The organism is Streptomyces cadmiisoli, from assembly GCF_003261055.1.
Taxonomy (GTDB): domain Bacteria; phylum Actinomycetota; class Actinomycetes; order Streptomycetales; family Streptomycetaceae; genus Streptomyces; species Streptomyces cadmiisoli.
Genome location: NZ_CP030073.1, coordinates 7,718,035 through 7,742,772 on the forward strand (window position 1 = coordinate 7,718,035; position 24,738 = coordinate 7,742,772).

The following is a 24,738-nucleotide window of genomic DNA, read 5'->3' on the forward strand; positions in this document are numbered from 1 at the left end:
GCCGGACGCGGTCGGCACGTGGGCCCCCGTCGTCAGTCGCTGTCGCGTGTGGTGCCCGGTGCCCGCAGGACGTCCAGGGCCGTGAGCGCCACGTGCAGGGCGGTGCGCTGCTCGCCGGACTCCAGGTCGCAGTCCACCAGCCGCTCGACCGCCCGCAGTCGCTGGTAGAGCGTCTCGCGTGACACGCCGCCCAGGCGCGCCGCGGCGGTCTTGCTGCCCGCGGCGTCCAGGTAGTGGCGCAGGGTTGCCAACAGCTCCGTGCCGTGCCGGGTGTCGTGGTCGACGAGCCGGCCGAGGCGGCGTTCGGCGTACTCCTGGACCCGGATGTCATCGCGCAGCGCGTACAGCAGCCCGCGCAGTCCGATGTCGGCCACCTCGTGGAAGGTGCGGCCGGCCGGGGGCGCCAGGCCCGGCGGGGTCGCCTCGGCGACGCGGGCCGCCTCCCGGAACGAGCGGGCGGCGTCGCAGAGGTCGGTGACCTGCGAGCCGACGCTGAGGACGGCGCGCGGGTCCACCGCGAGCGCGGTGCCGGCCAGCCGTTCGACGACGGTCCGCCACGGCCGGGAGGCGCGCAGGGCGAGCAGGACCCCGACCCGGCCGGGCGTCAGCGCGCCGATCAGTGCCGGAACCCCGGCGGCCCGCAGTTCCTCGGTGAGGCGGATCTCCTGCCGCTCCGTGTCGTCCTGCGCGGGCGTCTCCACCAGGACGGCGAGGAAGCCGCCGGGCCCGGTGGGCAGGCCCAGGGCCCCGAAGCGGGCGCGGGCCTCGTCCGGGGAGCGGTGGCGCCGCTCGGCCAGGTCCCGCAGCACGCTCCGGTGCGCGCTGCGCTCCCACGGCGCACCGCGGATGAGCCGGGCGATGGTCAGGGCCATCGCCGTCCGCTCCAGCACGGTGACGTGCTCGGGTGCGAAGGGGCCGCTGCCGCCCGCCCGGCCCGGCAGCATGGCCACCCGCCCCCAGCGTTCGCCCTGGTACTCCACCGGCGCCACGAGCCAGCCCTCCGGTCCGCGCATTCCCGCCCCGTCGCCGGACGGGGTCGCCCTGGAACGCCGCTCCCAGCCGTTGAGCGCCTCCTCGACCGTGCCGCCGGACGGCTCGCAGACCAGCGCCTGGTGCACGAGGTTCTCCAGTACGACCGTGCGGCCGCTCATCTCCGCGCCCGCCCGCACCACGTCCTCCGGGCCGGCGCCGCGCAGCGTCAGCGCGGTGAACGCCTCGTGGATGCGTTGCGTGCGGCGCAGGGCGTCGGTCCGGTTGCCGAGGAGGAGCGAGTGGACGACCTGGGTGACCTCCAGGAAGTTGACGTCGTGGGCGAGGGTGACGAGGGGGAGGCCGCGGTTGCGGCAGGCCCGCACGAGCGTGTCGGGCGGGCGGTGGTAGCGGCGTACGAGTTCGATGACCAGGGCCGCCGCCTCGACGTCGGCGAGTTCGTCGACGTAGCGGCGCACCTGGGCCGGCTCGTCGGGGAGCGGCATGCCGGTGGTCAGGACGAGTTCCCCGCCCTTGAGGAACGAGGCCGGGTCCGTCAGCTCGGTGATGTGCACCCAGCGGACCTGCCGGTCCAGGCGGGCCGCGCCGGTGACCACCTCGGGCCGGCCCGCGGCCAGGACGGGCAGGGCCAGCACATCGGCCACGGTCAGCGGGCCGCACAGCCCGCCGTCCACCGGGCCGTCCGCCCTCCGCCGGTTCTCACGCACGGTGCCTCCCCGCCTGCCCGGACACTGTGACAAGCCGCGCTGACCTGAGCAAGAGCGCCCCCGAGGGCCCGTGCGGGGCCGCGGGCGGCGGCCCGCGCGCGGTCCGGTTGACACAACGTCCGAACCCGGTGTCCCCACTGGACAGATCGGCGTCGTGGCGGCGCGCCGCCCGGGGGATGCTCGCGGTGCCGAAGCCCGTCACGACGTCATCGCCGGGAGACGACCATGACCGCACTGTCACCGCACCTGCGCCAGGCGACACCCGTCGTCGCGGTCCGGGGCGAGGGTGTCCACCTGCACGGGGAGGACGGCCGCCGCTATCTGGACTTCACCGCCGGCATCGGGGTCACCAGCACCGGTCACTGCCACCCGGCCGTGGTGGCCGCCGCGCGGGAACAGGTCGGCACGCTCGTCCACGGCCAGTACACGACCGTCATGCACCCGCCGCTGCGCACGCTCGTCGAGAAGCTCGGCGAGGTACTGCCGGCCGGACTGGACAGCCTGTTCTTCACCAACTCCGGCAGCGAGGCCGTGGAGGCCGCGCTGCGGCTCGCCCGGCAGGCCACCGGCCGCCCCAACGTGCTGGTCTGCCACGGCGGCTTCCACGGCCGTACCGTGGCGGCCGCGGCCATGACCACCAGCGGGATCCGCTTCCGTTCCGGGTTCTCGCCGCTGATGAGCGGGGTGGTCGTCACCCCGTTCCCGACGGCCTACCGCTACGGCTGGGACGAGGACACCGCGACCCGCTTCGCGCTGAAGGAGCTGGACTACACGCTCCAGACGATCTCCTCGCCCGCCGACACCGCCGCCGTCGTCGTCGAACCCGTGCTGGGCGAGGGCGGCTACGTGCCCGCGACCCGCGCCTTCCTGGAGGGCCTGCGCGAGCGGGCGGACCGGCACGGCTTCCTGCTCGTCCTCGACGAGGTGCAGACCGGCGTCGGGCGCACCGGCCGCTTCTGGGGCCACGAGCACTTCGGGGTCACCCCGGACGTCCTCGTCACCGCCAAGGGCCTGGCCAGCGGCTTCCCGCTGTCCGGGATCGCCGCGCCGCGGGACTTGATGAGCAAGGCGTGGCCCGGCTCCCAGGGCGGCACCTACGGCGCCAATGCCGTGGCGTGCGCGGCCGCCTGCGCGACGCTGGACGTCGTACGCGAGGAGAAGCTCGTCGAGAACGCCGAGGCGATGGGCGCCCGGCTGCGGGCCGGCCTGAAGGCCGTCGCCGACCGGACCCCGGCCATCGGGGACGTCCGCGGACTCGGGCTGATGCTCGCCAGCGAGTTCGTCACCGCGGACGGCGACCCCGACCCCGAGACCGCCGCCCGGGTGCAGCGGGCCGCCGTGGACGAGGGCCTGCTCCTGCTGCCGTGCGGCGCCTGGAACCAGGTGGTGCGCATGATTCCGGCGCTGGTGATCGACGAGACCGCGGTGGACGACGGGCTCAGGGCCTGGGCCGCGGCTGTGCGGAGGGGTACGACGGACGCGGCGGAGGGATGACGGCCGCGAGGCCCGCACCGGAACGGGCGGGTCGCCCGCGCACAGACACCGGCCGCACACGGCCTGCGTCCCGGGCGTGGAGTGCGTCCGGGGCGTGTACGGCGTCCCGCGCGTGGTCACCGTCCCACACTCCACTGACCCGACCGCCGACCCGACCGGGAGGAACGCCATGATCGATGTACCCAAGCAGTTGCTCATCGCCGGCACCTGGCAGGACGCCGCCGACGGCGGCACCCTGCCGATCGATGATCCGGCGACCGGCGAGATCCTCTGCCGGGTCGCCGACGCCGGCCCGAAGGACGCGCGGCTCGCGGAGGACGCGGCCGTGGCGGCGCAGTCGCAGTGGGGCGGTACGGCGCCCCGGGCACGGGGCGAGATCCTGCGCCGCGCGTACGAGATCGTGCTGTCCCGGGTCGACGAACTTGCTCTCCTGATGACCTCGGAGATGGGCAAACCGCTGGCCGAGGCCAGGGGCGAGGTGACGTACGCGGCGGAGTTCCTGCGTTGGTTCTCGGAGGAGGCGGTCCGGATCGAGGGAGGCTGGGGCACCCTGCCGGACGGCAGCGCCCGCATGCTGCTCATGCGCCGCCCGGTGGGGCCGTCCCTGCTGATCACCCCCTGGAACTTCCCGCTCGCGATGGGAGCCCGAAAGGTCGGCCCGGCGATCGCGGCGGGCTGCACGATGATCCTGAAGCCGGCCCCGCAGACCCCGCTGTCGACGCTCGCGCTCGCCGCGATCCTGAAGGAGGCGGGCCTGCCGGACGGTGTGCTGAACGTCGTCACCACCTCGCGGGCGGGTGAGGTGTGCGAGCCCCTCCTGACCGGCGGGCGGATCCGCAAACTGTCCTTCACCGGCTCCACGGAGGTCGGGCGGCTGTTGCTCGCCCAGTGCGCCCGCACCGTGGTGCGCACCTCGATGGAGCTCGGCGGCAACGCGCCGTTCGTGGTCTTCGACGATGCCGACCTGGACCGCGCCGTGGACGGCGCGATGACCGCCAAGATGCGCAACATGGGGGAGGCGTGCACCGCGGCGAACCGCTTCTTCGTGCACCGGTCGACGGCGGAGGAGTTCGCGCGGCGGCTCGCCCGGCGCATGGGCGCGCTCGTCGTGGGCCCCGGCACCCGGGAGGGGGTCGAGGTGGGGCCGCTGATCGACGCGGCGGGCCGCGCCAAGGTCGAGGAACTGGTCGCCGACGCCGTGGAGCGAGGTGCCCGGGTGCTGGTGGGAGGCCGCACTCCGGAGGGAACCGGCTGGTTCTACCCGCCCACCGTGCTGACCGACGTGGACCCGGCCAGCCGCCTGATGGACACCGAGATCTTCGGGCCGGTGGCGGCGGTCCTGCCCTTCGACGACGAGGACGAGGCCGTGCGCCGGGCCAACGACACGGCCTGGGGACTGGTCGGCTACGTCTTCACCGAGGTCCTCGACCGGGCGCTGCGGGTCTGTGAACGGCTGGAGGTGGGCATGGTGGGCCTGAACACCGGACTGGTGTCCAACCCGGCGGCGCCGTTCGGTGGCGTCAAGCAGTCGGGCCTCGGCCGCGAGGGCGGCCGGGTCGGGATCGAGGAGTTCCTCGACTACCGGTACGTGGCGGTGCCGGTGCGCCGGGGCGGGTCGGACAGGCCGTGAAAGGGGCGGGCCGCCGCCCCGGCGGGCTCAGTCCTTGCGGCCCGTGACGGCGACCGTGACACCGAGACCGATCATGCTCAGCCCGCCGATGCCGCCGACCATCGAGAGCCGCCGAGGCGAGCTGGCGAACCAGTCCCGCGCGGTGGCCGCGGTCATCCCCCACAGGCTGTCGAACACCACCGCGATGACGTTGAAGATCAGGCCGAGCAGCAGCATCTGCGCCACCACGTGTCCCTGAGCGCGGTCCACGAACTGGGGCAGCACGGCGGCGAAGAAGACGATGGTCTTCGGGTTGGCCACGCCGACCGCGAACCCCTCCCACAAGGTCCGCAGCCCGTCCCGGCTCTCGTGGTCCGGCGCGAACGACGCCCGGAGTGCTCCGCGCTGCCGCCAGGCCCTGATCCCGAGGTGGACGAGGTAGGCGGCGCCGGCCAGCTTCAGCACGGTGAACACGAGGACGGACCGCTCGACCACGGACCCGACGCCCAGCGCCACGGCGACGACCAGCACATACGCGCCCAGCGTGTTCCCGACGACGGTGGTGAGCGCGGCCCGCCGGCCCAGGGCGAGCGCCCGGCCTATCACGAACAGCACGCTGGGCCCGGGGATGACGATCAGCACGAAGGACATGGCCGCGAAGGCCAGCAGACGGTCGGTGGACGGCATGCCGTTCATACAACCACCGGGGCGCCGCCGCCCTCATGTCATTTTTCCCGGCCGCGGCACCGGGGGACATGCGGAGGGTTGGCTTCCGCCTGGTCGGGTATTCGAGGGGTGCCGCGCCCGGGGCGAGCAAGTGCCGGGCATGCCCTACGACCCACCGCTACCAGGGGATCTGCCATGGAGACACCCGCGAACGACAACAACGCCACCCCGGCTCAGCGGGCGCTCGACGCACTCGTGGAGAACACCGACGACACGGCGGCGCTGGACACGCTCGCGAACAGTGAGGTGCTCGTCCCCGTGCCCGACGACGCGCTCGAAGAGGAGGCGGCCGATCCGTCCGCGGTGGCGCTGCCGGTGCTGGAGGAGCCCGACGGACGCCCGGTGGTGCCCGTGTTCACCTCGGAACTGGAGATGACCGAGCTGCTGCCGTTCGTCTCCCGCTACCGCCTCGTACCGCTCGGCGCACTCGCCTCGCAGTGGCCGTCCGACGACCTTTCGCTGACCATCGACGGCAGCTCGGCGCACGGTCTGACCCTCACCTCGGACGGCGTACGCACCCTGCTGGCCCGGCCCCGGTGACAAGCACCGGCGTTCCTCGCGTTCACTCCGGGTGAGCCCTCACCTCGCGTTCCGTGGCGTCGAAAGCCGCCCGGCCGGTCAGAGCGTCAGCGCACGCGCGAGTGCCGCTCGCTGAAGCGGCAGGACCTCGCCGTGCAGTTCGCGGCCCTTGACGGTCAGGGCGACCCACACCCCGCGCCGGTCCTCGGCGCACACGGAGCGCTCGACGAGGCCGTCCTTCTCGAGTCGGCCGATCAGGCGGGACAGCGCGCTCTGGCTGAGATGCACCCGTCCGACCAGGTTCTGCACCCGGCACTGGGCGCCCTCGGCGGCCGACTCGGTGGCGAGGATGTCGAGCACCTCGAAGTCGCTGGCCCCCAGGCCGTGCGGGTGCAGCGCGCGGTCGATCTCGCACATCGTGCGCGCGTGCGCCGACAGGATGTCCCGCCACCGTTGCTCCAGGCCGGCCTCGGCCGTGTTCGCTGCCATGTCCGCACGGTAACACCGAATGAGCCACTTGTTGAGTGTGCAACTAGTGCATGTGCAAGCGACGCCCGTGCGCTGCCCCTGAGCGGAGTCCTCGGACCGTGCGGGAGCGGCCGGACCGTCCCGGAGCCGATCTCCCGGTGAGTGCGAGGAGCTCGCCTGTCGGGGTGCCCCGCGGCCGGGGCGGCCGGCACCGGTTTCCCCCACATTCAGTCGAAGGCCCGTTCGATCCCGGACAAGTCCGGCGGAGCGCCGGACACGGCCGCTTGCCCGGCTCCACAGTGGGCAAGCACCACATGAGCGCCCGGATCGAGGGGGACGAGATGCCGAGGACTCCCGTCAACGTCACGCGCCTGAACATCCTGGAGTGGCTGAAGGACCCGGTCGCCCATTTTCCCGAACAGCGGCACGGTGATCCCGTCGAGGACGGCGTGACGGCCGACGCGGTCGCGGCCAAGCTCGGTGTCAGCCGCGCCGTCGCCGGCACCCATCTCACCCTCCTCGCCGACCTCGGACTGCTGCGCACCCGGCGCGTTCGGCGCCGCGTCCACTACCGGCGCGACGACATCCGCATCGCCGAGGTGGCCAGGATGTTCGAGAAGGGCTGGTGACCGGGCGGCGGCGCCGGGCATACGCAGATGTGGACGACGACCTCCGACCGCGAAGGGCGGCCGCGCATGCTCCCTCCCACCTCTCTCGTGCCGCTGCGCTACATCGACATCGGCGGCCGGGGCCCGGAGGACGTCGTCGCCGACGCCCGCGGCCGCGTCCTGACCGGGGTCGAGGACGGACGGATCCTGCGCCTCGACGGTCTGGCCGACCCCGTCGCCACCCGCGTGGAGACCCTTGCCACCACCGGTGGCCGGCCGCTGGGCCTGGAACTCCTGCCCGACGACGCCCTGTTGGTCTGCGACGCCGAGCGCGGAGTGCTGCGCGTCGACCTCGCCACCGGAACCGTCCGCGTCCTCGCGGACTCGGTCGCGGGGGAGCGGCTGCGGTTCTGCAGCAACGTGGTCGCCCTCTCGGACGGCAGCGTCTGCTTCACCGTCTCCAGCCGCCGCTATCCGCTCCGGCACTGGATCGGCGACGTGGTCGAACACACCCGCACGGGCCGGCTGCTGCGTCTGGAGCCGGGCGGTGACCGCCCCGAAGTGCTGCTGGACGGGCTCCGGTTCGCGAACGGTGTCGCGGTGAGCCGGGACGAGTCGTTCCTGGTCGTCGCCGAGACGACCGCGTACCGGCTCACCCGGTACTGGCTGACCGGCCCGAAGGCCGGGCAGCACGAGGTCTTCGCGGAACTGCCGGGGATGCCGGACAACATCTGGCGCGAAGGGCCCGAAGGCCCGATCTGGGTGGCGCTGGCCGGGCCCCGCGTCCCCGCCCTGGACCTGTTGCACAAGGCCCCGCGGGCGGTACGCCGTTCGGCGGCGCGGGCGGCGGTGCGCGCGCCCTTCCGGCCGACCGGAACCGTCGGCGTGACGGCGGTCGACGACGACGGGGCCATCGTGCGCCGTCTGACCCGCCGGCGGTCCGGCTTCCGCATGGTCACCAGCGTCTGCGCGGTCGGCGACCGGCTCGTCCTCGGCAGTGTCCAGGAGCGCGGCGTCGCGGTCTGCGAGGCGCCCCGCTCCCCGCTGATCCCGTCACCGCCCCTGCGCTAGGCTCACCTTCCGCCGCGGTCCCCGCGCGGCGCGGCGGCGGTGCGGCCCGGCGTACCGGAACCGCGGCACCGCGAGCAAACTGGCTATCGCGGGTGCCGCCGACGGTCCGTGCCTGCGACGACAGGCGCCCGCACACCCGGGCCGCGGCGAGTGGGAGACATACGGCATGACCGCCCAGGACACCGGCGCCGCCGCGCGGCAGTCGCCGCCCACCACGATCCGGCCGCCCCGCCGGTCCGTCGTCCTGACCGTGGTCGCCCTCGGCGGCGGAATCGGCGCGGCGGCCCGCTACGCCGCCTCGCTGCGCTGGCCGATACCGGGCGGAGTCTTCCCCTGGACGACGTTCTGGGTGAACGCAGCCGGCTGCGCGGTGATCGGCGTGTTCCTGGCCGCCGTCACCGAGGCACGGGCCGCCCCTCCACTGCTGCGGCCCTTCTTCGGCACCGGGGTGCTCGGCGGCTTCACCACCTTCTCCACGTACGCCGTCGACATCGAGAGGCTGATCGAGGCGGGCCACCCGCGAGCCGCGCTGGCCTACCTCGCCGCCACCCTGGTGGCCGCGGGCGCGGCGGTGTGGTGCGCGGTCGCCGCGACCCGAAAGCTGATCAAGCGACGGCGCCGTGTCCGCGCGGGCGGGCCGTTGTGAACTGGCTTCTCGTCGTCGGCGGCGGCATGATCGGCGCCGCGCTGCGGCATCTCACCGACCGGGCGGTGCGGTCCCGGCACAGGTCGGTCTTCCCCTGGGGCACCTTCGTGGTGAACGTCACGGGCTGCCTCGTCCTCGGCCTGCTGACCGGAGCGATCGCGGAAGGAGCCGTAGATTCCCGGCTGCGACTGTTCCTGGGCACCGGCCTGTGCGGGGCGCTGACCACCTACTCGACCTTCTCCTACGAGACACTTCGCCTGTTCGAAGAAGGGGAGCGGCGCTACGCCGTGATGAACGTGATCGCCGGAGTGGCGGTCGGACTCGCGGCAGCCTTCGCGGGGGTGACGGCTGCGGAGGCGCTGCTGTGACGACGGCCCGGCGCGCACTGCCTGTCTGAAACGTCCCGTCCGGACGCCTTGACAGCCTCGCCCGATTCTTCGGATCATCGACCCGTGAACCTGTCAGACAGCCAGACAGGTGGTGCGGGTACGCGGCGCGTCAGCGCGATGGAAGCGGTACTCACCCATCTGCGCGGCGCCATCGAGCGCGGCGAGTACGCCGTGGGCGACAAGCTCCCCTCCGAGGCCGAGCTCTGCCGCACCCGGGAGGTGTCCCGCCCGGTACTGCGGGAGGCCCTGCGCGCCCTCCAGACGATGGGCCTGACGGTGGCCAAGACCGGAAAGGGCACCTTCGTCGTCGCCAACAGCGTGGAGGACCCCACCTTCGGCGACTACTCCGCCAGCGACCTGCTCGAGGTGCGCCGCCACGTCGAGATCCCGGTCGCCGGGTACGCGGCCTCGCGCCGTACCCCCGAGAACCTGGATCACCTGGCGCACCTGCTGGAGCGGATGGAGCGCGAGGCCGACACCACCGCGTGGGTGGCGATGGACACCCTGTTCCATCTCGCCGTCGCGGAGGCCGCCCAGAACCCGGTGTTCCGCCGGGTCATCGAGGAGATCCGCGACGCGCTCGCCCGTCAGTCGGCCTTCCTCACGGAGCTGGGCGGTCGCCGGGAGCAGTCCAACCGCGAGCACCGGGCGATCGTCGAGGCGCTGATCGACGGTTCCGAGCACGACGCGATCGAGGCCATGTCCCATCACCTCGACCGGGTCGAGACCACCCTCACCGACATCGTGCGCCCCGCGCGCACGCAGACCGCCGCCGACGCCGGGCACGACACCTGAGCGGCCGGACCCCACGGCACCCCGAGTCCACCCCGGACCGGGCCGCGTGACCCGCGGCCCGGTCCGCCCAACTCCCCAGTGAGCCAGGCAGTCATGCACAGCATCTCCGTCGCGGACACACCCCTCGTCCGCGAGCCCCTCCACGCCCCCGTCGCCCACCTCGTACGCGGCGGGATCGTCGAGGGCATCCACTACGGCTCCGTCGTCGTGATCGGCGAGGACGGCGCGGTCCGGTTCCGGCTCGGCGACATCGAGGCCGCGTTTCATCCCCGGTCGGCCCTCAAGCCCGTGCAGGCGGTCGCCATGGTCCGGGCCGGGCTCCCGCTGGACGGCGAACTGCTCTCGCTCGCCGCCGCCAGCCACTCCGGCGAGGAACGCCATCTGGCCGGCACCCGGCGCATCCTGGAACTGGCCGGACTCACGAAGGACGACCTGCGCAACGTCCCCGACCTGCCGTTCGACCCGGCCGTCCGGGACGCCTGGGTGCGCGAGGGCCGCGTGCCGTCCCGCCTGGCCCAGAACTGCTCGGGCAAGCACGCCGCGATGCTCTGCACCGCCGCGCTCAACGGCTGGTCCCTCGACGACTACCTCGACCCCGCGCACCCGCTCCAACGAGCCGTCGCGGCGACCGTCGAGGACCTCACCGGCCAGCGGATCGCCGGAGTGACCGTCGACGGCTGCGGAGCGCCGCTGTTCGCCGTGTCACTGCACGGTCTCGCCCGCGCCGCCGCCCGGATCGCCACCGCCGGGCCCGGTACCGCCGAGGCACGCGTCGCCGACGCGATGCGCCGGCACCCCGAGATGGCCTCCGGCTCCGGCCGGGACGTGGCCGCCCTGATGCGGGCCGTGCCGGGGCTGCTCACCAAGGACGGCTTCGAGGGTGTGCAGGTCGCCGCGCTGCCGGACGGCCGGGCCGTCGCCGTGAAGATCGCCGACGGAGCGGGCCGGGCCAGGATCCCGGTCACCGCCGCCGCGCTCGCCCGCGCGGGTGTCGCCCCGGATCTGCTGACCGGGTTCGCGGGTGAGCAGCTGCTCGGCGGCGGACGGCCCGTCGGAAGCGTCCGACCGGTACCGGCGCTCGATCCGCTGCCCTGCGCCTCGTAGGCCCGACCCGCCCGCCTCCGAGGAACGCGGAGGCGCCTGACTTCCGGCCGCAGCGCCTGACGACCGTCCGCGGCGTCCGACAGCAGGCCGAGGCGCGGCCGGGACGGCGCGCGACCGGCCCGGCGGCTGACGCTCGGCCGGGGAGGCGCGCCACCGGCCGAGCGTCCGACGACCGGCCGAGGCTCCTCACCGGCGGCCGAAGGTTCTGACGGCGGACCGAGGCGTCCGGCGACCGTCCCAGCGGTCGACGACCGGTCGCGGGGCCTCGCGGCCGGCCCGGGGCCCTCCGGGCCGGCGCCACGCGCAGCGAGGACGATCGGCTCGGCGACGGGGCACACTGGTGATCATGACGTCCTCGCTGACCTTCGAACCGGTCCTGGAACGCATCGCCGAGGAGATCGAGCACACCCCCGGTCGCGGGCGGCCCGCCGACTACATCCCGGCGCTGGCCGCCGGCGACCCGCGACGGTTCGGCATGGCCGTCGCGGAAGTGGACGGCACGGTGTACGGCGTGGGGGACTGGCGCGAGCCGTTCTCCACGCAGTCCGTCACCAAGGTCTTCACCCTCGCCCTCGATCTGGCCCGCGAGGGCGACGAACTCTGGGCGCACGTCGGCCGCGAACCCTCCGGCAACGCCTTCAACTCACTGGTGCAGCTGGAGTACGAGGACGGCATCCCGCGCAATCCGTTCATCAACGCCGGGGCGCTCGTCGTCACCGACCGCCTGCTGACCCGTACCGGCGACGCGGCGGGCACCCTGCTGGACTTCCTGCGTACCGAGAGCGGCAACGGCGCACTGGACTTCGATCTCGAAGTGGCTGCCTCGGAGACGGCGCACGGCGACCGCAACGCCGCCCTGGCCCACTTCATGGCCTCCTACGGCAACATCCACAACCCCGTGCCGCTCCTGCTCGACCAGTACTTCAAGCAGTGCTCCGTCCGGGCCTCCTGCGCCGACCTCGCCCTCGCCACCGCCTTCCTCGCCCGGCACGGCGTGCGCGCGGACGGCTCACGGCTGTTCACCCGCAGCCAGGCCAAACAGGTCAATGCCGTGATGCTGACCTGCGGGACGTACGACGCCGCGGGCGACTTCGCCTATCGCGTGGGCCTGCCGGGCAAGAGCGGGGTCGGCGGAGGAATCGTCGCGGTGGTGCCCGGGCGCTGCACGTTGTGCGTGTGGAGCCCCGGGCTCGACGATCGCGGCAACTCCGTCGCCGGGGTCGCCGCGCTGGACCGTTTCACGACGCTGACCGGGCTGTCGGTGTTCTGATCACGCGGCGGCCATGCACAGGCCGCCCACCGGAAGGGGAAGCGTCGCTTTCCCGCCACCCGGCGTTGACACGCTGACCGAGTGTTGGCCATGGCTTCCTCCGTCGATCTCCGTCGCTGCCAGGTCCTGGGCCTGGCCGGAACCGCCTTTCTCGCACTGGGCGGTGAGACGGCCGGAGCCCTGCCCGTCCGCGAACTGCTGGCGCCGTCCTCGGCGGGCGCCGCGCTCGGGCTGGTCGGCGTGTATTTCGGCGTCGTCCTGCTGATCGCGGCCTGGGCCATGCTCGGCCGGCTGCTCCGCGGACCCGAACCACCCTCCCCGCGCGCCCTGTTGCTGGTCCTCGCCGTCTGGGCGGCCCCGCTGCTGCTGGCCCCGCCGCTGTTCAGCAGGGACGTCTACAGCTACCTCGCCCAGGGCGCCATGGTGGACGCCCGGATCGACGTCTACACCCATGGGCCGTCCCGGCTCGGCGGCCCGCTCGCCGACGAGGTCGCCCCGGTGTGGCAGCACACCGCGGCCCCCTACGGGCCGGTGTTCCTCGCCGCCGCCTCCGCCCTGTCCGGACTGACCCGCGGCGAACTCCCCGCCGGCCTCGTGGGAATGCGGCTGCTGGCCCTGGCCGGCCTCGGCCTGATGGTGGCGGCCCTGCCCCGCCTGGCCCGGCACAGCGGGGCCGACCCGGCCGCCGCGCTGTGGCTCGGCGCCCTCAACCCGCTGGTGCTGCTGCATCTGGTGGCCGGCGCCCACAACGACGCCATGATGCTGGGACTCCTCGGGGTCGGCCTGGTCGCGGCACTCGGCCGCCGCCCGGTCCTGGGCGCCGTCCTCGTCACGCTCGCCGCGCTGGTCAAAGCGCCCGCGCTGCTCGGCCTCGCCGCGATCGTCGTCCTCCAGATGCGCGGTGGCCGTCACCCCGCACGGGCGGCGCTGACGACCGCCGCGGCGTCGGCGGCCACCACGGTCGCCGTGACGACCGTGGCCGGCACCGGATACGGCTGGATCGCCGCGCTCAACACCCCCGTCTCACCGCACAACTGGGCGCTGACCAGTCTGCTGGGCCGCGCCACCGGTGCCCTGCTGGAGCGGCTCGGCAGCGATCTGGCGCCGCTGGCCGTCCCGGTCTGGCACGCGGTGGGGCTCGCGATCACCGCGGTCGCGCTGCTCATGATCTGGCTGCGGCTGCGCCCCCGCCCGGTGTACGCGCTGGGACTCAGCCTCGCGGCGGTCGCGGCCTTCGGCCCCGCCATCCGGCCCTGGTACGCGCTGTGGGGCCTGTTCCTCATCGCGGCCGCGGCGCCGGACACCTCCGTGCGGCACCGGGTCGCGGCCGTCACCTGCGTCCTCGCGCTCGCCGTCCTGCCCAGCGGCGGCCCCGCGGATCTCGGACAACTGCTGCTGGCCGTCTCCGGCGGGGTCCTCGCGGTGGTCGTGCTGTGGCAGGCCCGCCAGGCGGCGCAGGCCCCGGTCCTGGGACGTACCGCGTGAGGGCGCCCGGCACCGACCGCGGACGGCTGCTGCTGGTGCTCGTCCTCGCCGCGGCCGTGACCGTGTTCACCGCGACCGTGCCACTGCTGCGGGACTGGTTCGACCTGCGGGTCTACCACGGGACCGTGCACAGCTGGGTCCACGACGGCGGGCGCATCTACGACTACCGGGTGCCGGGTACGACGTACGGTTTCACCTATCCGCCGTTCGCCGCGGTCGTGATGCTGCCGATGGCCCTCGTGGGTGTGCACATCGCGGTCGCGGTCGCGCTGCTGCTCAATCTGGTGGCCACGGCGGTGTCGCTGCGGGTGCTCACCGGCCGGGCGTGGCGCCGTCACGGCTGGTACGGCTGTGCCCTGGCCGCCTGCGCGCTCGCCCTGTACGAACCCCTCCGCGACACCTTCAGCTTCGGTCAGGTCAATCTGCTGCTGCTCGCCCTGGTCCTGGTCGACGCCTGGCTGCTGACCACCGGGCGGGAGCGCTGGGCGGGCATCGGCATCGGCCTCGCGGCGGCCGTCAAACTCACCCCGGCGGTCTTCATCGCCCTGTTGCTGCTCGCCCGGCGCGGGCGGGCGGCCGCCGTCGCGACGGCCGTCGCCGTCGGGGCGACGGGGCTGGCGGCGTGGGTGACCCCCGAGGCGTCACGCTTCTACTGGACGCACGCGCTGTGGGACACCACCCGGGTGGGACGTCTGGAGTACGTCTCCAACCAGTCGCTCCAGGGCGTCCTGGCCCGCCTGGGCGTGGAGGGAAAGCCCGTCTGGGCGGTGGTGGTCCTGCTGGTCATGGGCGTGTGGGCGTGGCGGGCGCGCCGGGCGGTGGCGGCTGGGGACTGGTACGGGGCCTTCGCCCTGACGGGACTGACGTCGTGTCTGGTGAGCCCGATCACCTGGGTGCACCACCTGGTGTGGCTGCTGCCGTCCTTCGTCCTGCTGGTCCGGGCCGGGCAGCAGCGGGTCGCGGCCGTGCTGTACGCGGTGCTGTGCACCAGCGTGGTGTGGCTGTGGTTCGACGACGCTTCGGGCGTCGACGGGTTCCTGGGCGGCAACACGTACGCCTGGATCACCCTCGGGCTGTTGCTGTGGCTGCCGGTCGGTCACCCCGCGGCCGAGCGCTCGCCCTTCAGTCGCAGTGCGAGCGCGACGGCGCCCGCGCCGAGGCAGGCCGCCGCGGCGATCGCCGCGGTCTCCGGCCAGCCGGGCCGCGGGCCCGGTGCGACCGGCTCGGCGGCGGCGAGCGGGACGTCCGGTCCGGGCCGCGCGCTGCTGCGCAGGGCGTCCAGCGAACCCACCGGTTCGACCCGGCCGGCTGCGGCGAAGCCCCAGTCGAGCAGCGACCGCGCCTCCTCGTAGACGTCGAACGGGCCGTCCGACTGAGGGTTCATCACCGTCACGACGAGGGTGCGTCCGTCGCGGCGCGCGGCGGCGACGAGCGTGTGTCCGGCATTGCTGGTGTAGCCGTTCTTGATGCCGATCACACCCCGGTAGGGCTCCACCCCGTCGTCTCCGCTGAGCAGCCGGTTGGTGTTGCGGATCGGGTACGGCCAGCCGTTCTCGCCGGGGAACTCGGCCTCCACGGTGCGGCAGTACCGCGAGAAGTCCGTGCTGCGCAGTCCCGCGCGGCCGAACACGGCGAGGTCGTAGGCCGACGACACCTGGCCCTCCGCGTCGTATCCGTCGGGCGAGCGCACATGGGTGTCGTGCGCGCCCAGCAGCCGGGCCTTGGCCTCCATCCGGGCGGCCGTGGTGAGCCAGCCCCCGTTGAGCTCGGCCAGGACCCGCGCCGCGTCGTTGCCGGAGCTGAGGAACACCCCGTGCCACAGATCGGTGACCGTGTAGGCGTGTCCTTCGGAGACTCCCACCAGGCTGCTGCCCGACCCGACGCCCTTCAGTTCGTCGTGAGTGACCCGGTGCCGGGTTCCGCCGGGCAGGACCGGCAGCACCGTGAGTGCGAACAGGGTCTTGAGGGTGCTGGCGGGCGGCAGTTGGCGATGGGCGTTGTGCCCCGCGAGCACCTCGCCCGTCCGGGCGTCGGCCACCAGCCAGGACAGGGCCGTGACGTCGGGGACCGCGGGTGCCCCGGCCCGCGGCCGGACCTGCGTTCCGGAGCGGTGGAGCAGGGCGGGCGGGGGAATCGCGGCGTGCGGCCCGCCCGGAGTACCGGGGTCCGCCCCGGTCGGCGCGGCTGCCGCCACGGGCGCGAGCGCCAGGACGCCCGCGAGGCAGAAGCCACAGGTCGACACTGCTGCCCGGGAAGAGAGTCCGATCTTCATATGAGCAACCTAGGAAGGGTGGCGCGCCACGCCGAGTCGTGAGGGCCGAATGCGGCACTCCTGCACCCGTATGCCGCAAGCGGTCGGCGTGTCGGCGGCCGGTTCGGGGGACGGCGGGCCCTCGTGTGATCGGGCGTCAGCCTTCCCGGCCGCCGGGCAGTGTCGGCTGGATCCGGCGCAGGAAGGTCGCGTTGTCGGGGGTCGCGCGCAGCCGTTCCAGCAGGGTTTCCAGGCCGGTGTCACCGTCCCGGGTGCGCAGGGCGCGCCGCAGTCCGTGCACGGCGGACGACTCGGGCGGGGTCAGGAGGAGTTCTTCGCGGCGGGTACCGGATCCGGTGATGTCGACGGCCGGGAAGAGCCGGCGCCCGGCGAGGTCGCGGCTGAGGCGCAGCTCCATGTTGCCGGTGCTCTTGAGCTCCTCGAAGAAGTAGTCGTCGGCGCGGGACCCGGTCTCGACCAGCGCGGTCGCGAGGACGGTCAGCGAACCGCCCTCCTCGGCCAGACGCGCCGCGCCGAAGAACCGTTTGGGCCCGTGCACCGCCGCCGCGTCGACGCCACCGCTGAGGGTGCGGCCGCCGGAGGCGGCGGCGTTGTTGTGCGCCCGGCACAGCCGGGTCAGGGAGTCGAGGAGGATCACGACGTCCTCACCGGCCTCGACCAGCCGCATGGCCCGCTCGATCACCAGGTCGGCGAGCGCGATGTGCTGCTTCGGCGTCCGGTCGAAGGTGGACGCGTAGACCTCGCCCCGTACGGAGCGGCGCATGTCCGTGACCTCCTCGGGGCGTTCGTCGAGCAGGAGGACCATCAGCCGGCACTCGGGGTGGTTCCCGGTGACGGCGGCGGCGATCTGCTGGAGCAGCACGGTCTTGCCGGTCTTGGGCGGGGCCACGACGAGGCCGCGCTGCCCCTTGCCGACCGGCGAGACGAGGTCCACGACCCGTCCGGCGAGCCCGGCCGCCGGGTGTTCGAGGCGGATCCGCTCGCGCGGGTGAAGGGGTGTGAGATCCCGGAAGTGGCGACGGCCCCGCATCTCTCCGGGTGTGCGGCCGTTGACCAGCGCGACCTCGGTCAGGGTGCGCCGGGCGTCGCGGACGCCCTCGACGAGGTCGCCCTTGCGCAGCCCGTGGCGGCGCACCAGCGCGGCGGGGAGCTGTGGATCGTCCGGCGCGGGCAGCAGACCGGCGGCGCGCAGGTGTCCCCTGCCGCTCGCGTCGAGGTCCACGAAACCGGAGACGGCCTGGGACTGCTGACGGCGGGGAGGGTGTTCGAGAGTGGTGGTCACGACGGTGGGTCCTTTCGAGGACGGATCCGGTGCGCGGACATGCGGGGGAAGGGAGAGGAAGCCGCGCGGGAGGGCGTGCTCGCATGCCTCCGGGCGGTGGAGAACAGCACCTCGGACGGCGGACCTGAGGCCTGCTGGTGAGGTGGTGCTGGAAGCCCTGTGCCGGCCGGGAGAACGGCGGGCGGTTCAGCGGGCTGAGAAGGGAACTGGCACCGGCGCCCCGGACGGGCGTACACAAGTGCTGCGAACAGACTATCACTCGGCGTGGGTCCGGCGCTGTGACGTACACCTCGTGCCGGTGCTCGGTGCGGCGGACGACGGAATGCGGAGGTCCGCCGCCCGGCGCCTCGGGAGGCGACCCGACTAAGCTGATGGCGATGTTCAGCCCCGAAGGTCCCAGCCTCCGCGAACTCGCCGTGCAGGCGCTGTCGTCCGTCGAGCGCGGCTACGACCTGCTCGCCCCGAAGTTCGACCACACCCCGTTCCGTACGCCGGACTCGGTGCTGGACTCCGTCGCGTCGGCGCTGCGGGGGATCGGGCCGTTCGACGACGGACTGGACCTGTGCTGCGGCACGGGGGCGGCCGTCGGCGCGCTGGCGGGTGTGTGCCGGCGCAGCGTGACCGGGGTGGACTTCAGCGCGGGCATGCTGGACGTGGCCCGGCGACGCCACCGAGGGGCCGCGCCGCGTGTCTCCTGGGTGCGTGCCGACGCGCGCGCCCTGCCGTTCGGGCCCGCCTTCGATCTGGTGGTCAGCTTCGGCGCGTTCGGCCACTTTCTGCCGCGTGAACTGCCCGGGCTGTTCACCCAGGTCCGCTCCGTGCTCCGGCCCGGCGGATGCTTCGCCTTCCCGGTCGTGGCCCCGCCCCGTCCCGGATCGGCCGCCTACTGGATGCTGGGCGGCTTCGACGCGGTGATGCGGGTCCGCAACGCCGTGTGGCGGCCGCCGTTCGTCATGTACTACCGGGCCGTCCGGTTCGGGGAGGTCCTGCGCGAGTTGGAGCGTGCCGGATTCCGGGTGGAGCTCCATGCCCTGCCCGAGTTCGGGTCGCGCGGTGACGGCAGTCCCCGGGTGCGGATGGTGGCGGCCCGACGGCTCCGGTGAACCGTGCGGGGCGGGCTCAGACCGCCGCCGGCAGGGTGAACTCGTAGACCAGGGCGTCCTGTTGGGCGTCCACGACGAGGTCGGTGTACTCCAGCGGACGGTGGTACTGGTCGTGCACCAGCCGGGTCACCCGCACCGACGGGGCGTCCGGCAGCGGCGTGATGGCGTCGCGGTGGTGCAGCGTCAGCCCCGAACGGCGCATCCAGTCGTAGGCGCGGCGCAACTGGGCCGCGGCGGTGCCGTCGGCGCGGTCCCGGTACCGGGCCAGTTCCTCGACCTCGGCCAGCGCGACTGCGGAGAACGACGTCACGGCCCTGCGCAGTCCGCGGCCGTCGGCGGCGGCGGACACATAGCGGTGCATCAGGGTCGGCAGGTGCGGAGCGAGGCTCAGGGCCTCGGCGTGTTCGGGCGGCGGGGTCTCCCAGGTGACGGTGGCGCGGTCGGCGGTGTGCGGTTCGGCGTCGCGCCTGATGCCCAGCGGGAAGGCGAGCGATGTCGGGCGCTCCACCCGTCGCCCGGACAGGGTGGCGTGGCTGCCGCGCCGGTCGGTGGCGACCAGCCCCTCGTGGCGGAGCACTTCGAGCGCCTGCCGTACGGTCTCCCGGCTGACGCCGTAGCGCTCCGCCAGCCGCCGTTCGGCCGGAAGCCGTTCACCGGGCGGGACGGTGCCGTCGCGCAGTTCGCCCAGCAGTCGCGTGGCGATCCGCCAGTAGAGGGGCTGTTCGCCGGTGGTCTGCGCGTGGTGGTGCGGGGTGGTGCGGGCCATGCCGCGCCCTCCTGTTGGTGACGTGCCGTAGCCGTGCGGGCTCATTGCGCCACCAGATCTAGCATTGGTCTAAACCACCAGGGAAGGGCGAACGGACGGTTCGGCCGAAACGGAACGGGTCGCCCCGGCCGTCACAGCGCGCTGTACAGGGCCTCGACGAGTGCCATCTTGCGCGGGTCGTCGGCGATGCGCGTGCCCATCCGGTTCATCACGTAGCCGAGCGACACGCCCGCCTCCGGATCCGCCAGACCGCAGGACCCGCCGAAGCCGTCGTGGCCGAAGGCCCGCGGGTTGGGCCCGTAGGACCCGTTCGGTCCGCTGAGCCACAGACCGAGGCCGATCTCCGTCTCCCCGGCGAACCCGGCCCCGAGCACCAGGTCCCGGCAGGCGCCCTGCCCCTCGCGCACCCGCTCGGCGGCCTCGCGGGACAGGACGCGGTGGCCGTCGTGCGCACCCCGGCCCGAGAAGATCCCGTACAGCGCGGCGACCGCCCGTGCGGTGCCGTGGCCGTTGGCGGCCGGGATCTCGGCGGCCCGCCACGCGGCGGTGTTGGCCTCGTCGGCACCCACCGCGGGATTGGTCAGCGCGGCCAGCGCGGCAGGCGTCAACTGGCTGAAGACCGCTGCCTGCTCACTGCTCGACGTGGTGCGGGCGTGCACGAGTTCCGCCGCTCGCCCCGCGTCCTTCTCCGGCAGTCCGATGCCGAAGTCAACGCCGAGCGGACCGGTCACCTCACGTTCCAGGAACGCGCCCGGCAGCAGCCCGGAGACCCGCCGGACGACCTCGCCGACCAGGTGGCCGTACGTCAGCGCGTGATAGCCGGAGCGGGTGCCGGGCTCCCACCAGGGCTCCGTCGCCGCCAGCCGGCTTGTCGTCGTCTCCCAGTCGCAGAGGTCGGCGAAGGAATGCGGTTCGCGCAGTCCGCACAGACCCGCGCGGTGCGACAGCAGATGCCGTACGAGGACCTTCTCCTTGCCGGCCGCGGCGAACTCCGGCCAGTACACGGCCACCGGGGCGTCCAGGTCGAGCAGTCCCCGGTCGGCGAGGATGTGCGCGCACAGGGCCACCGGCCCCTTCGACGTCGACCAGACGTTCACCGGCGTGTCGCGCTCCCACGCCCGGGTGCGGTCCGGGTCCGCCCAGCCGCCCCACAGGTCCACCACGGTCGCGCCGTCGACCGTGACGGCGACGGCGGCCCCCAGCTCGTCCCGCTCACGGAAGTTCTCCTCGAAGGCCGTGCGCACCGCGGCGAACCGGGTGTCGCAGTGCCCGTGGATGTCTGGCGCGCGCTCGGGCATGGCCCCTCCGTCGTCGTCCGAAGCCCGGTCCGCGGCCCTGCGCCCGGGCTCCCCGAACATACCGACTGGTCGGACCAAGGGGAAGCGGGCGACTTCCCGCGGACCGCGGGGGCCGGGGACCGGTGTCAGAGGTAGGAACGCAGCCAGCGCAGTTTGACGGCCTCCTGGAAGGGACCGCCGCCCTCGTGGTCGTTGAAGTCGTACACCTCGATCGTCCTGTCCTCGTGCGCCCAGGCGTTGAAGGCGGCGAAGACGGTGGAGGGCGGGCAGGTCTGGTCCTCCAGGGCCGCCGAGAACAGGGCGGGCGCCCGGCCGCGGGCGGCGAAGTGCACCCCGTCGAAGTAGGAGAGCGTGCGCAGCGCGTCGGCACCGCGACCGCGGTGCGTCTTCAGGTAGAGGCCGATCTCCCGGTAGGGGTGGCGGTCCGTGAGGGTGGCCGCGCGCGGGTAGTCGCACAGGAACGGCACGTCGGGGGCGATCGCGACCAGGTCCGGGACCAGGCCGCCCACGGCCACGGTGATGCCGCCGCCCTGACTGGCGCCGATCGCGACGGTCCGGGCCGCGTCGGTGGCCGGGTGCGAGCGGGCCGCCTCCACGGCGCGCACCGCGTCGGTGAACACCCGGCGGTAGTAGTAGTTCTCCGGCGCGTCGATGCCGCGGGTCATGAAACCGGGGTAGGCGGGCGCGCCGCCGACCGGGTCGGGGGTGCCGCCGCCCGCTCCCCAGGCGCTGCCCTGGCCTCGGGTGTCCATGACGAAGTGGGCACGACCCGTGGACGCCCACAGCAGATGCTCGTGCGGCAGCCCGCGTCCCCCGCCGTAGCCGATGAACTCCACGATCAGCGGCAGCGGTTCCACCGCCCCGGCGGGCAGGGTCAGCCAGCCCTTCACCGGGTGCCCGCCGAAACCGGCGAAGGTGACGTCGTACACGGTCACCGTCGACAGTCCGGTGTCGACCGCTTCGAACCGGGCGTCCAGGTCGTACTCGCGTGCCTCCTGGAGCGTCTTGGACCAGAACGCGTCGAAGTCCTCGGGCTCGACGGAGGCGCTGCGGTACGCGCGGAGCTCGTCGAGAGGGAGGTCGAACAGGGCCATGCAGGACCACCTTGGGTGAAGAGGACGATGATGATCACACCGTACGCGGCGGTTCGTCCCCCTCGCCAGATCGCCTCACCGGCGTCGATCCAGGTCCGCCGCAGGTCGTGGGGACAGGGTGCCCGGCGGCCCGGCCGAGCAGGCGCCGCGCCGGCCGACCGCCCGGCAGGCGTCCGTCCGGCGGGCGGCCCGAACCGAGGGCTCCCGGCCCGGCCCGCGACGGGTCCGCCGGTTTTCGCCGCCCCGGGCCGGTGTGCCGCACACCCCGGAACCGGGTCCCTGGGCCGCGCCCGGGGCTCTGCCGACGGATTCGACGGTTCCTCGCCGCCGGCGGCCGGTCAGACGCCGCGCCGGGTCCACTCGGGCTCGGTGCGGGCCCAGTCGCGTTCCCACTCGGCCATCCGGTGCCGGTTCGCCCCGCGGCGCACGGCCGCGTGGCCGAGGAAGACCGCGACGGCGGCGCCGCCCGCGGCGCAGGTACCGATCGAGAGCGTGTGCTGCCAGACCACCGTGCCGTCCGGCGGCGGCGGCACGTTGCGCCCCCGCGAGTCGAACCACACGTCCACCGCCTCGCCGGGCCGTGTGCCCGTCGGGACCCGAGCCGTGGCCGTCCGGGGACCGTCACCGGGGTCGGTCCACTTCACGGTCGCCCGGTAGGTGTACTCCCTGCCGCCCTGGAGCGCGGTCAGGTCGCCGGTCGACGGGCCCACGACCTCGGCCCGCACGTGCCGGCGGTCGGCCCGCTGCGCCGCGGCGGTCGTCTGCGCCTCGTCGTGCGCCCACCACGCGGCCGCGGCCCCGGCGAGCGGCGCGCCCAGGAAGAGGAGCAGGGCGACGGCCAGCACCGTCCACGCCTCGACGACATCCGACCGGCGCCGCAGTGGATTGCGCCGCCAGCGCCAGCCGCGCACCCGGGTTCCCATGTCCGCCTCCTCGCCCTCACCCGGAGGCCCTGGGAGCGGTCGTCGCTCCCGCGGCCCCGTGCACGCGTGCGAGTGCCACATGGAATTCGTACCCCGTATGGGGGCATTCGTTCACCTCGGGCGGCCGAACACGCGGCTCGGGTCCCGGGGAGCCCGCCGGTCAGCCGAAACGTTCGATCCGGATGCGGTCCACGGGCTGGCCGGCCGCGACGAGCAGCCGCGAGGCGTGCTCGGCGAAGGCGTTCGAGCCGCACACGTAGGCCTCCCACCCGCCGGGCGGCCCGTCGTCCAGCAGCGGCGCCAGGTGCGCGGCCGTCATGCGGCCCACCGGGGCACCCGGCGGGCCGCTGCGCGTGAACACGGGCGTCGTCTCCGCGCCGTACTCGCGCGCGTAGATCAGCTCCGCCGGGCTGCGCGCGGACACCAGCAGCCTCAGCGGCACCGACAGGCCCCGCGCCCGGTGGTGGCGCACCATCGACATCAGCGGTACGACCCCGGATCCCGCGCCGATCAGCAGGGCGGCCCGGTCGCCCGGCCAGGCGAAGAAGCCGCTCACTGGGCCGCGCACGTCGACCCGGTCGCCCGGACGGGCCTCGGAGTGGAACCAGCCGGACACCTCGCCGCCGTCGACGCGGTCCAAGGTCAGCTCGATGTGGCCGGAGTCGTCCGGCGCGGACGCCAGCGAGTAGTGGCGCTGCGCCGTGTAGCCGTCCGGGGCGCTCAGCTGCAGCATCAGGTGCTGGCCCGGCAGGTGCCCCGCCCAGCCGGGCACCGCCAACCGGAAGCTCGCGGCACGCGGGGTCTCCCGGCGGATCCCGGTCAGGGTGGCGGTCTGCCACTGGTTCCCGGTCCCGGCGCCGACGGCGATGCGCCCCGGCACGGCGAACCGGGTCGGGGGAGTGAAGGCCTCAGTCACCGGAGTACCGCTGTTCCGCCCAGGGGTTGCCGCGCGCGTGGTAGCCGTTGCGCTCCCAGAAGCCGGGTTCGTCGTGGTCGAGCAGCCGCAGTCCGGCGATCCACTTGGCGCTCTTCCAGAAGTACAGGTGCGGCACCAGCAGCCGCGCCGGACCGCCGTGCTCGGCGGGCAGCGGGCGGCCGTCGTACTCCCAGGCGATCCAGGCCCGGCCGTCCCTCAGGTCGGCCAGCGGGAGGTTCGTGGTGTACCCGGTGTGCGCGTACGCGACGACATGGGTGGCGGACGGCAGCGGGCGCACCCGCTCCCAGAACGCGTCCAGGGACACGCCCGCGAACCGCACCCCGAACTTCGACCAGCCCGTCACGCAGTGGATGTCGCCCTCGTGGACCGAGGCCGGCAGCTCGTGTGCCGTCGCCCAGTCCCAGGTGCGCGGTTCCTCGACGAGCCCGTCGATGCGGAAGGTCCAGTCGGCGGGGGAGAGGTCCGGTGTGACCTCGGCGGACAGCACGGGCCAGTCGTCGCGCGCGTCGTACTGGCCGGGCGGCAGTCCCGGGTTGTGGACGCGCGGGCGCCCGGAGAAGCCTCGGGTGACGTTCATACGGTGGTGCCTCCAGGCAGCCGCTGCGGGCGGCCCGCGGGTTTCGGCGTGATCGGTGCGCGGGCGGTCAACCCTACGCGGTACGCGCGGGTGCCCCTCAGCCGTCCGTGGGCGCCGGTCCGGGCCCCGCGTTGTAGCGCTCCAGATACCCGGCGAAGCGCACCAGGTCCTCCTCCGGCCAGTCCGCCAGCCGTTCCCGGACAGCGGTGCGGCGGCTCTCGCCGGCCTGTGCCAGGACGTGCCGTCCGGCGTCGGTCAGGTGGAGCACATGGACGCGATGGTCCCGCGGGTCCAGCCGCCGCTCGATCAGTCCGGCCCGTTCCAGCGTGGCGATCTGGCGGCTGACGGTGGACTTGTCCAGGGCGTGGCGCTCGGCCAGGTCGGTGGCCCGGCTCGGTGCGCCCTCCTCCAGCTGCCTGAGCAGCGAGTACGAGACCAGGGACAGCTCCGGGTGCAGGCGCCCCGCGAAGGTGCGGGCGCGTCGGGCGAAGGCCGTCATCTCCCGCTGGATCGTCTCCACGGCGGCGTCCGCGACGCAGCCGCCGAGGTCGGCGAAGGCCCTGTCCTCGGCTGTCCGGGCTGCCGTCATGGGTACCCGCCTCCCT

Annotated in this window: 24 protein-coding genes and 1 pseudogene; 13 read left to right on the plus strand and 12 right to left on the minus strand. The window is 73.9% G+C overall.

What is annotated here, in order from left to right:
* Positions 1-32 precede the first annotated feature (32 nt).
* The gene (locus DN051_RS34010; protein WP_112440498.1) at positions 33-1,697 is read right to left on the minus strand and encodes a PucR family transcriptional regulator; all 1,665 of its coding nucleotides are present in this window, start codon (positions 1,695-1,697) and stop codon (positions 33-35) included.
* 225 nt (positions 1,698-1,922) lie between these two features.
* Here DN051_RS34010 and DN051_RS34015 point away from each other — a divergent pair, with 225 nt between their 5' ends.
* Together DN051_RS34015 and DN051_RS34020 are read left to right on the plus strand one after the other, a co-directional pair.
* Positions 1,923-3,191 carry an aspartate aminotransferase family protein gene (locus DN051_RS34015; RefSeq protein ID WP_112440500.1) on the plus strand — a complete coding sequence of 423 codons (1,269 nt, stop codon included), beginning with the start codon at positions 1,923-1,925 and terminating at the stop codon, positions 3,189-3,191.
* 169 nt (positions 3,192-3,360) lie between these two features.
* Positions 3,361-4,821 (plus strand): NAD-dependent succinate-semialdehyde dehydrogenase, encoded by a 1,461-nt coding sequence (locus DN051_RS34020; RefSeq protein ID WP_112442608.1) that lies wholly within the window; start codon positions 3,361-3,363, stop codon positions 4,819-4,821.
* A gap of 27 nt (positions 4,822-4,848) precedes the next feature.
* Here DN051_RS34020 and DN051_RS34025 read toward each other — a convergent pair whose 3' ends face one another.
* Positions 4,849-5,487: a LysE family translocator gene (locus DN051_RS34025; protein ID WP_112442610.1), complete on the minus strand. Its 639-nt coding sequence runs from the start codon at positions 5,485-5,487 to the stop codon at positions 4,849-4,851.
* Between the two features lie 174 nt (positions 5,488-5,661).
* On the opposite strand from DN051_RS34025, the gene DN051_RS34030 reads away from it, so the two are divergent.
* Positions 5,662-6,066, plus strand: coding sequence for an SseB family protein (locus DN051_RS34030; protein ID WP_112440502.1), 405 nt, complete (start codon positions 5,662-5,664; stop codon positions 6,064-6,066).
* A 78-nt stretch (positions 6,067-6,144) separates the two neighbouring features.
* Here DN051_RS34030 and DN051_RS34035 read toward each other — a convergent pair whose 3' ends face one another.
* A complete protein-coding gene (locus tag DN051_RS34035) occupies positions 6,145-6,534 on the minus strand; it encodes a MarR family winged helix-turn-helix transcriptional regulator (protein ID WP_053761758.1) in 390 nt (129 codons plus the stop codon).
* 320 nt (positions 6,535-6,854) lie between these two features.
* Between DN051_RS34035 and DN051_RS34040 the strand changes: the two genes are divergently transcribed.
* From DN051_RS34040 to DN051_RS46700, 9 genes are all read left to right on the plus strand, one after another.
* Positions 6,855-7,142, plus strand: coding sequence for a helix-turn-helix domain-containing protein (locus tag DN051_RS34040; RefSeq protein ID WP_053761900.1), 288 nt, complete (start codon positions 6,855-6,857; stop codon positions 7,140-7,142).
* 66 nt (positions 7,143-7,208) lie between these two features.
* Positions 7,209-8,192 carry an SMP-30/gluconolactonase/LRE family protein gene (locus DN051_RS34045; RefSeq protein ID WP_112442612.1) on the plus strand — a complete coding sequence of 328 codons (984 nt, stop codon included), beginning with the start codon at positions 7,209-7,211 and terminating at the stop codon, positions 8,190-8,192.
* Between the two features lie 166 nt (positions 8,193-8,358).
* The gene (gene crcB, locus DN051_RS34050) at positions 8,359-8,838 is read left to right on the plus strand and encodes a fluoride efflux transporter CrcB (protein ID WP_112440503.1); all 480 of its coding nucleotides are present in this window, start codon (positions 8,359-8,361) and stop codon (positions 8,836-8,838) included.
* On the plus strand, positions 8,835-9,206 hold the full coding sequence (crcB, locus tag DN051_RS34055) for a fluoride efflux transporter CrcB (RefSeq protein ID WP_053761760.1): 372 nt from the start codon (positions 8,835-8,837) through the stop codon (positions 9,204-9,206). Before crcB (DN051_RS34050) ends, crcB (DN051_RS34055) begins: the two co-directional genes overlap by 4 nt.
* Before the next feature lie 138 nt (positions 9,207-9,344).
* The gene (locus DN051_RS34060; protein WP_053761761.1) at positions 9,345-10,022 is read left to right on the plus strand and encodes a FadR/GntR family transcriptional regulator; all 678 of its coding nucleotides are present in this window, start codon (positions 9,345-9,347) and stop codon (positions 10,020-10,022) included.
* Between the two features lie 93 nt (positions 10,023-10,115).
* Positions 10,116-11,126, plus strand: a complete 1,011-nt coding sequence (locus tag DN051_RS34065) for an asparaginase (RefSeq protein WP_112440504.1) — start codon at positions 10,116-10,118, stop codon at positions 11,124-11,126.
* Positions 11,127-11,463: 337 nt separating this feature from the next.
* The gene (locus tag DN051_RS34070) at positions 11,464-12,396 is read left to right on the plus strand and encodes a glutaminase (RefSeq protein ID WP_053761763.1); all 933 of its coding nucleotides are present in this window, start codon (positions 11,464-11,466) and stop codon (positions 12,394-12,396) included.
* A gap of 90 nt (positions 12,397-12,486) precedes the next feature.
* A complete protein-coding gene (gene mptB, locus DN051_RS34075; protein ID WP_112440505.1) occupies positions 12,487-13,881 on the plus strand; it encodes a polyprenol phosphomannose-dependent alpha 1,6 mannosyltransferase MptB in 1,395 nt (464 codons plus the stop codon).
* Positions 13,878-15,233, plus strand: coding sequence for a glycosyltransferase family 87 protein (locus DN051_RS46700; RefSeq protein WP_112440507.1), 1,356 nt, complete (start codon positions 13,878-13,880; stop codon positions 15,231-15,233). The genes mptB and DN051_RS46700 overlap by 4 nt, the downstream gene beginning before the upstream one ends.
* An 83-nt stretch (positions 15,234-15,316) precedes the next feature.
* On the opposite strand, the pseudogene DN051_RS34085 reads toward DN051_RS46700, so the two are convergent.
* Both DN051_RS34085 and rho read right to left on the minus strand, forming a co-directional pair.
* Positions 15,317-16,153, minus strand: a pseudogene (locus tag DN051_RS34085) (D-alanyl-D-alanine carboxypeptidase family protein); the annotation flags it as partial.
* A 136-nt stretch (positions 16,154-16,289) separates the two neighbouring features.
* Positions 16,290-17,435, minus strand: coding sequence for a transcription termination factor Rho (rho, locus tag DN051_RS34090; RefSeq protein WP_053761766.1), 1,146 nt, complete (start codon positions 17,433-17,435; stop codon positions 16,290-16,292).
* Between the two features lie 377 nt (positions 17,436-17,812).
* On the opposite strand from rho, the gene DN051_RS34095 reads away from it, so the two are divergent.
* A complete protein-coding gene (locus DN051_RS34095) occupies positions 17,813-18,538 on the plus strand; it encodes a class I SAM-dependent methyltransferase (RefSeq protein WP_053761902.1) in 726 nt (241 codons plus the stop codon).
* A gap of 16 nt (positions 18,539-18,554) precedes the next feature.
* Here DN051_RS34095 and DN051_RS34100 read toward each other — a convergent pair whose 3' ends face one another.
* The 7 genes from DN051_RS34100 to DN051_RS34130 form a co-directional block, all read right to left on the minus strand.
* Positions 18,555-19,304, minus strand: coding sequence for a GntR family transcriptional regulator (locus DN051_RS34100; RefSeq protein WP_112440509.1), 750 nt, complete (start codon positions 19,302-19,304; stop codon positions 18,555-18,557).
* Positions 19,305-19,435: 131 nt separating this feature from the next.
* Positions 19,436-20,602, minus strand: coding sequence for a serine hydrolase domain-containing protein (locus tag DN051_RS34105; RefSeq protein ID WP_053761903.1), 1,167 nt, complete (start codon positions 20,600-20,602; stop codon positions 19,436-19,438).
* 125 nt (positions 20,603-20,727) lie between these two features.
* Positions 20,728-21,696: an acetylxylan esterase gene (locus DN051_RS34110; RefSeq protein WP_112440511.1), complete on the minus strand. Its 969-nt coding sequence runs from the start codon at positions 21,694-21,696 to the stop codon at positions 20,728-20,730.
* A gap of 338 nt (positions 21,697-22,034) precedes the next feature.
* Positions 22,035-22,619 carry an Rv1733c family protein gene (locus DN051_RS34115; RefSeq protein ID WP_053761769.1) on the minus strand — a complete coding sequence of 195 codons (585 nt, stop codon included), beginning with the start codon at positions 22,617-22,619 and terminating at the stop codon, positions 22,035-22,037.
* A 160-nt stretch (positions 22,620-22,779) separates the two neighbouring features.
* Positions 22,780-23,535: a ferredoxin reductase gene (locus tag DN051_RS34120; protein WP_112440513.1), complete on the minus strand. Its 756-nt coding sequence runs from the start codon at positions 23,533-23,535 to the stop codon at positions 22,780-22,782.
* Entirely contained in the window at positions 23,528-24,133 is a 606-nt protein-coding gene (locus tag DN051_RS34125; RefSeq protein WP_112440515.1) for a sulfite oxidase-like oxidoreductase, read from the minus strand. Before DN051_RS34125 ends, DN051_RS34120 begins: the two co-directional genes overlap by 8 nt.
* A 97-nt stretch (positions 24,134-24,230) precedes the next feature.
* Entirely contained in the window at positions 24,231-24,722 is a 492-nt protein-coding gene (locus tag DN051_RS34130; protein WP_053761772.1) for a MarR family winged helix-turn-helix transcriptional regulator, read from the minus strand.
* Between the last annotated feature and the right edge of the window lie 16 nt (positions 24,723-24,738).

Bases quoted from the DNA above. Each gene is read 5' to 3' on its own strand.
- DN051_RS34095 (WP_053761902.1), top strand. From the start codon at position 17,813: ATGTTCAGCCCCGAAGGTCCCAGCCTCCGCGAACTCGCCGTGCAGGCG.
- DN051_RS34035 (WP_053761758.1), bottom strand. From the start codon at position 6,534: ATGGCAGCGAACACGGCCGAGGCCGGCCTGGAGCAACGGTGGCGGGAC.
- DN051_RS34045 (WP_112442612.1), top strand. From the start codon at position 7,209: ATGCTCCCTCCCACCTCTCTCGTGCCGCTGCGCTACATCGACATCGGC.
- DN051_RS34105 (WP_053761903.1), bottom strand. From the start codon at position 20,602: ATGCCCGAGCGCGCGCCAGACATCCACGGGCACTGCGACACCCGGTTC.
- DN051_RS34130 (WP_053761772.1), bottom strand. From the start codon at position 24,722: ATGACGGCAGCCCGGACAGCCGAGGACAGGGCCTTCGCCGACCTCGGC.
- mptB (WP_112440505.1), top strand. From the start codon at position 12,487: ATGGCTTCCTCCGTCGATCTCCGTCGCTGCCAGGTCCTGGGCCTGGCC.
- DN051_RS34110 (WP_112440511.1), bottom strand. From the start codon at position 21,696: ATGGCCCTGTTCGACCTCCCTCTCGACGAGCTCCGCGCGTACCGCAGC.
- DN051_RS34030 (WP_112440502.1), top strand. From the start codon at position 5,662: ATGGAGACACCCGCGAACGACAACAACGCCACCCCGGCTCAGCGGGCG.
- DN051_RS34115 (WP_053761769.1), bottom strand. From the start codon at position 22,619: ATGGGAACCCGGGTGCGCGGCTGGCGCTGGCGGCGCAATCCACTGCGG.
- DN051_RS34015 (WP_112440500.1), top strand. From the start codon at position 1,923: ATGACCGCACTGTCACCGCACCTGCGCCAGGCGACACCCGTCGTCGCG.
- DN051_RS34065 (WP_112440504.1), top strand. From the start codon at position 10,116: ATGCACAGCATCTCCGTCGCGGACACACCCCTCGTCCGCGAGCCCCTC.
- DN051_RS34020 (WP_112442608.1), top strand. From the start codon at position 3,361: ATGATCGATGTACCCAAGCAGTTGCTCATCGCCGGCACCTGGCAGGAC.
- crcB (WP_112440503.1), top strand. From the start codon at position 8,359: ATGACCGCCCAGGACACCGGCGCCGCCGCGCGGCAGTCGCCGCCCACC.
- DN051_RS34025 (WP_112442610.1), bottom strand. From the start codon at position 5,487: ATGCCGTCCACCGACCGTCTGCTGGCCTTCGCGGCCATGTCCTTCGTG.
- DN051_RS34100 (WP_112440509.1), bottom strand. From the start codon at position 19,304: ATGGCCCGCACCACCCCGCACCACCACGCGCAGACCACCGGCGAACAG.
- DN051_RS34040 (WP_053761900.1), top strand. From the start codon at position 6,855: ATGCCGAGGACTCCCGTCAACGTCACGCGCCTGAACATCCTGGAGTGG.
- DN051_RS34125 (WP_112440515.1), bottom strand. From the start codon at position 24,133: ATGAACGTCACCCGAGGCTTCTCCGGGCGCCCGCGCGTCCACAACCCG.
- DN051_RS34060 (WP_053761761.1), top strand. From the start codon at position 9,345: ATGGAAGCGGTACTCACCCATCTGCGCGGCGCCATCGAGCGCGGCGAG.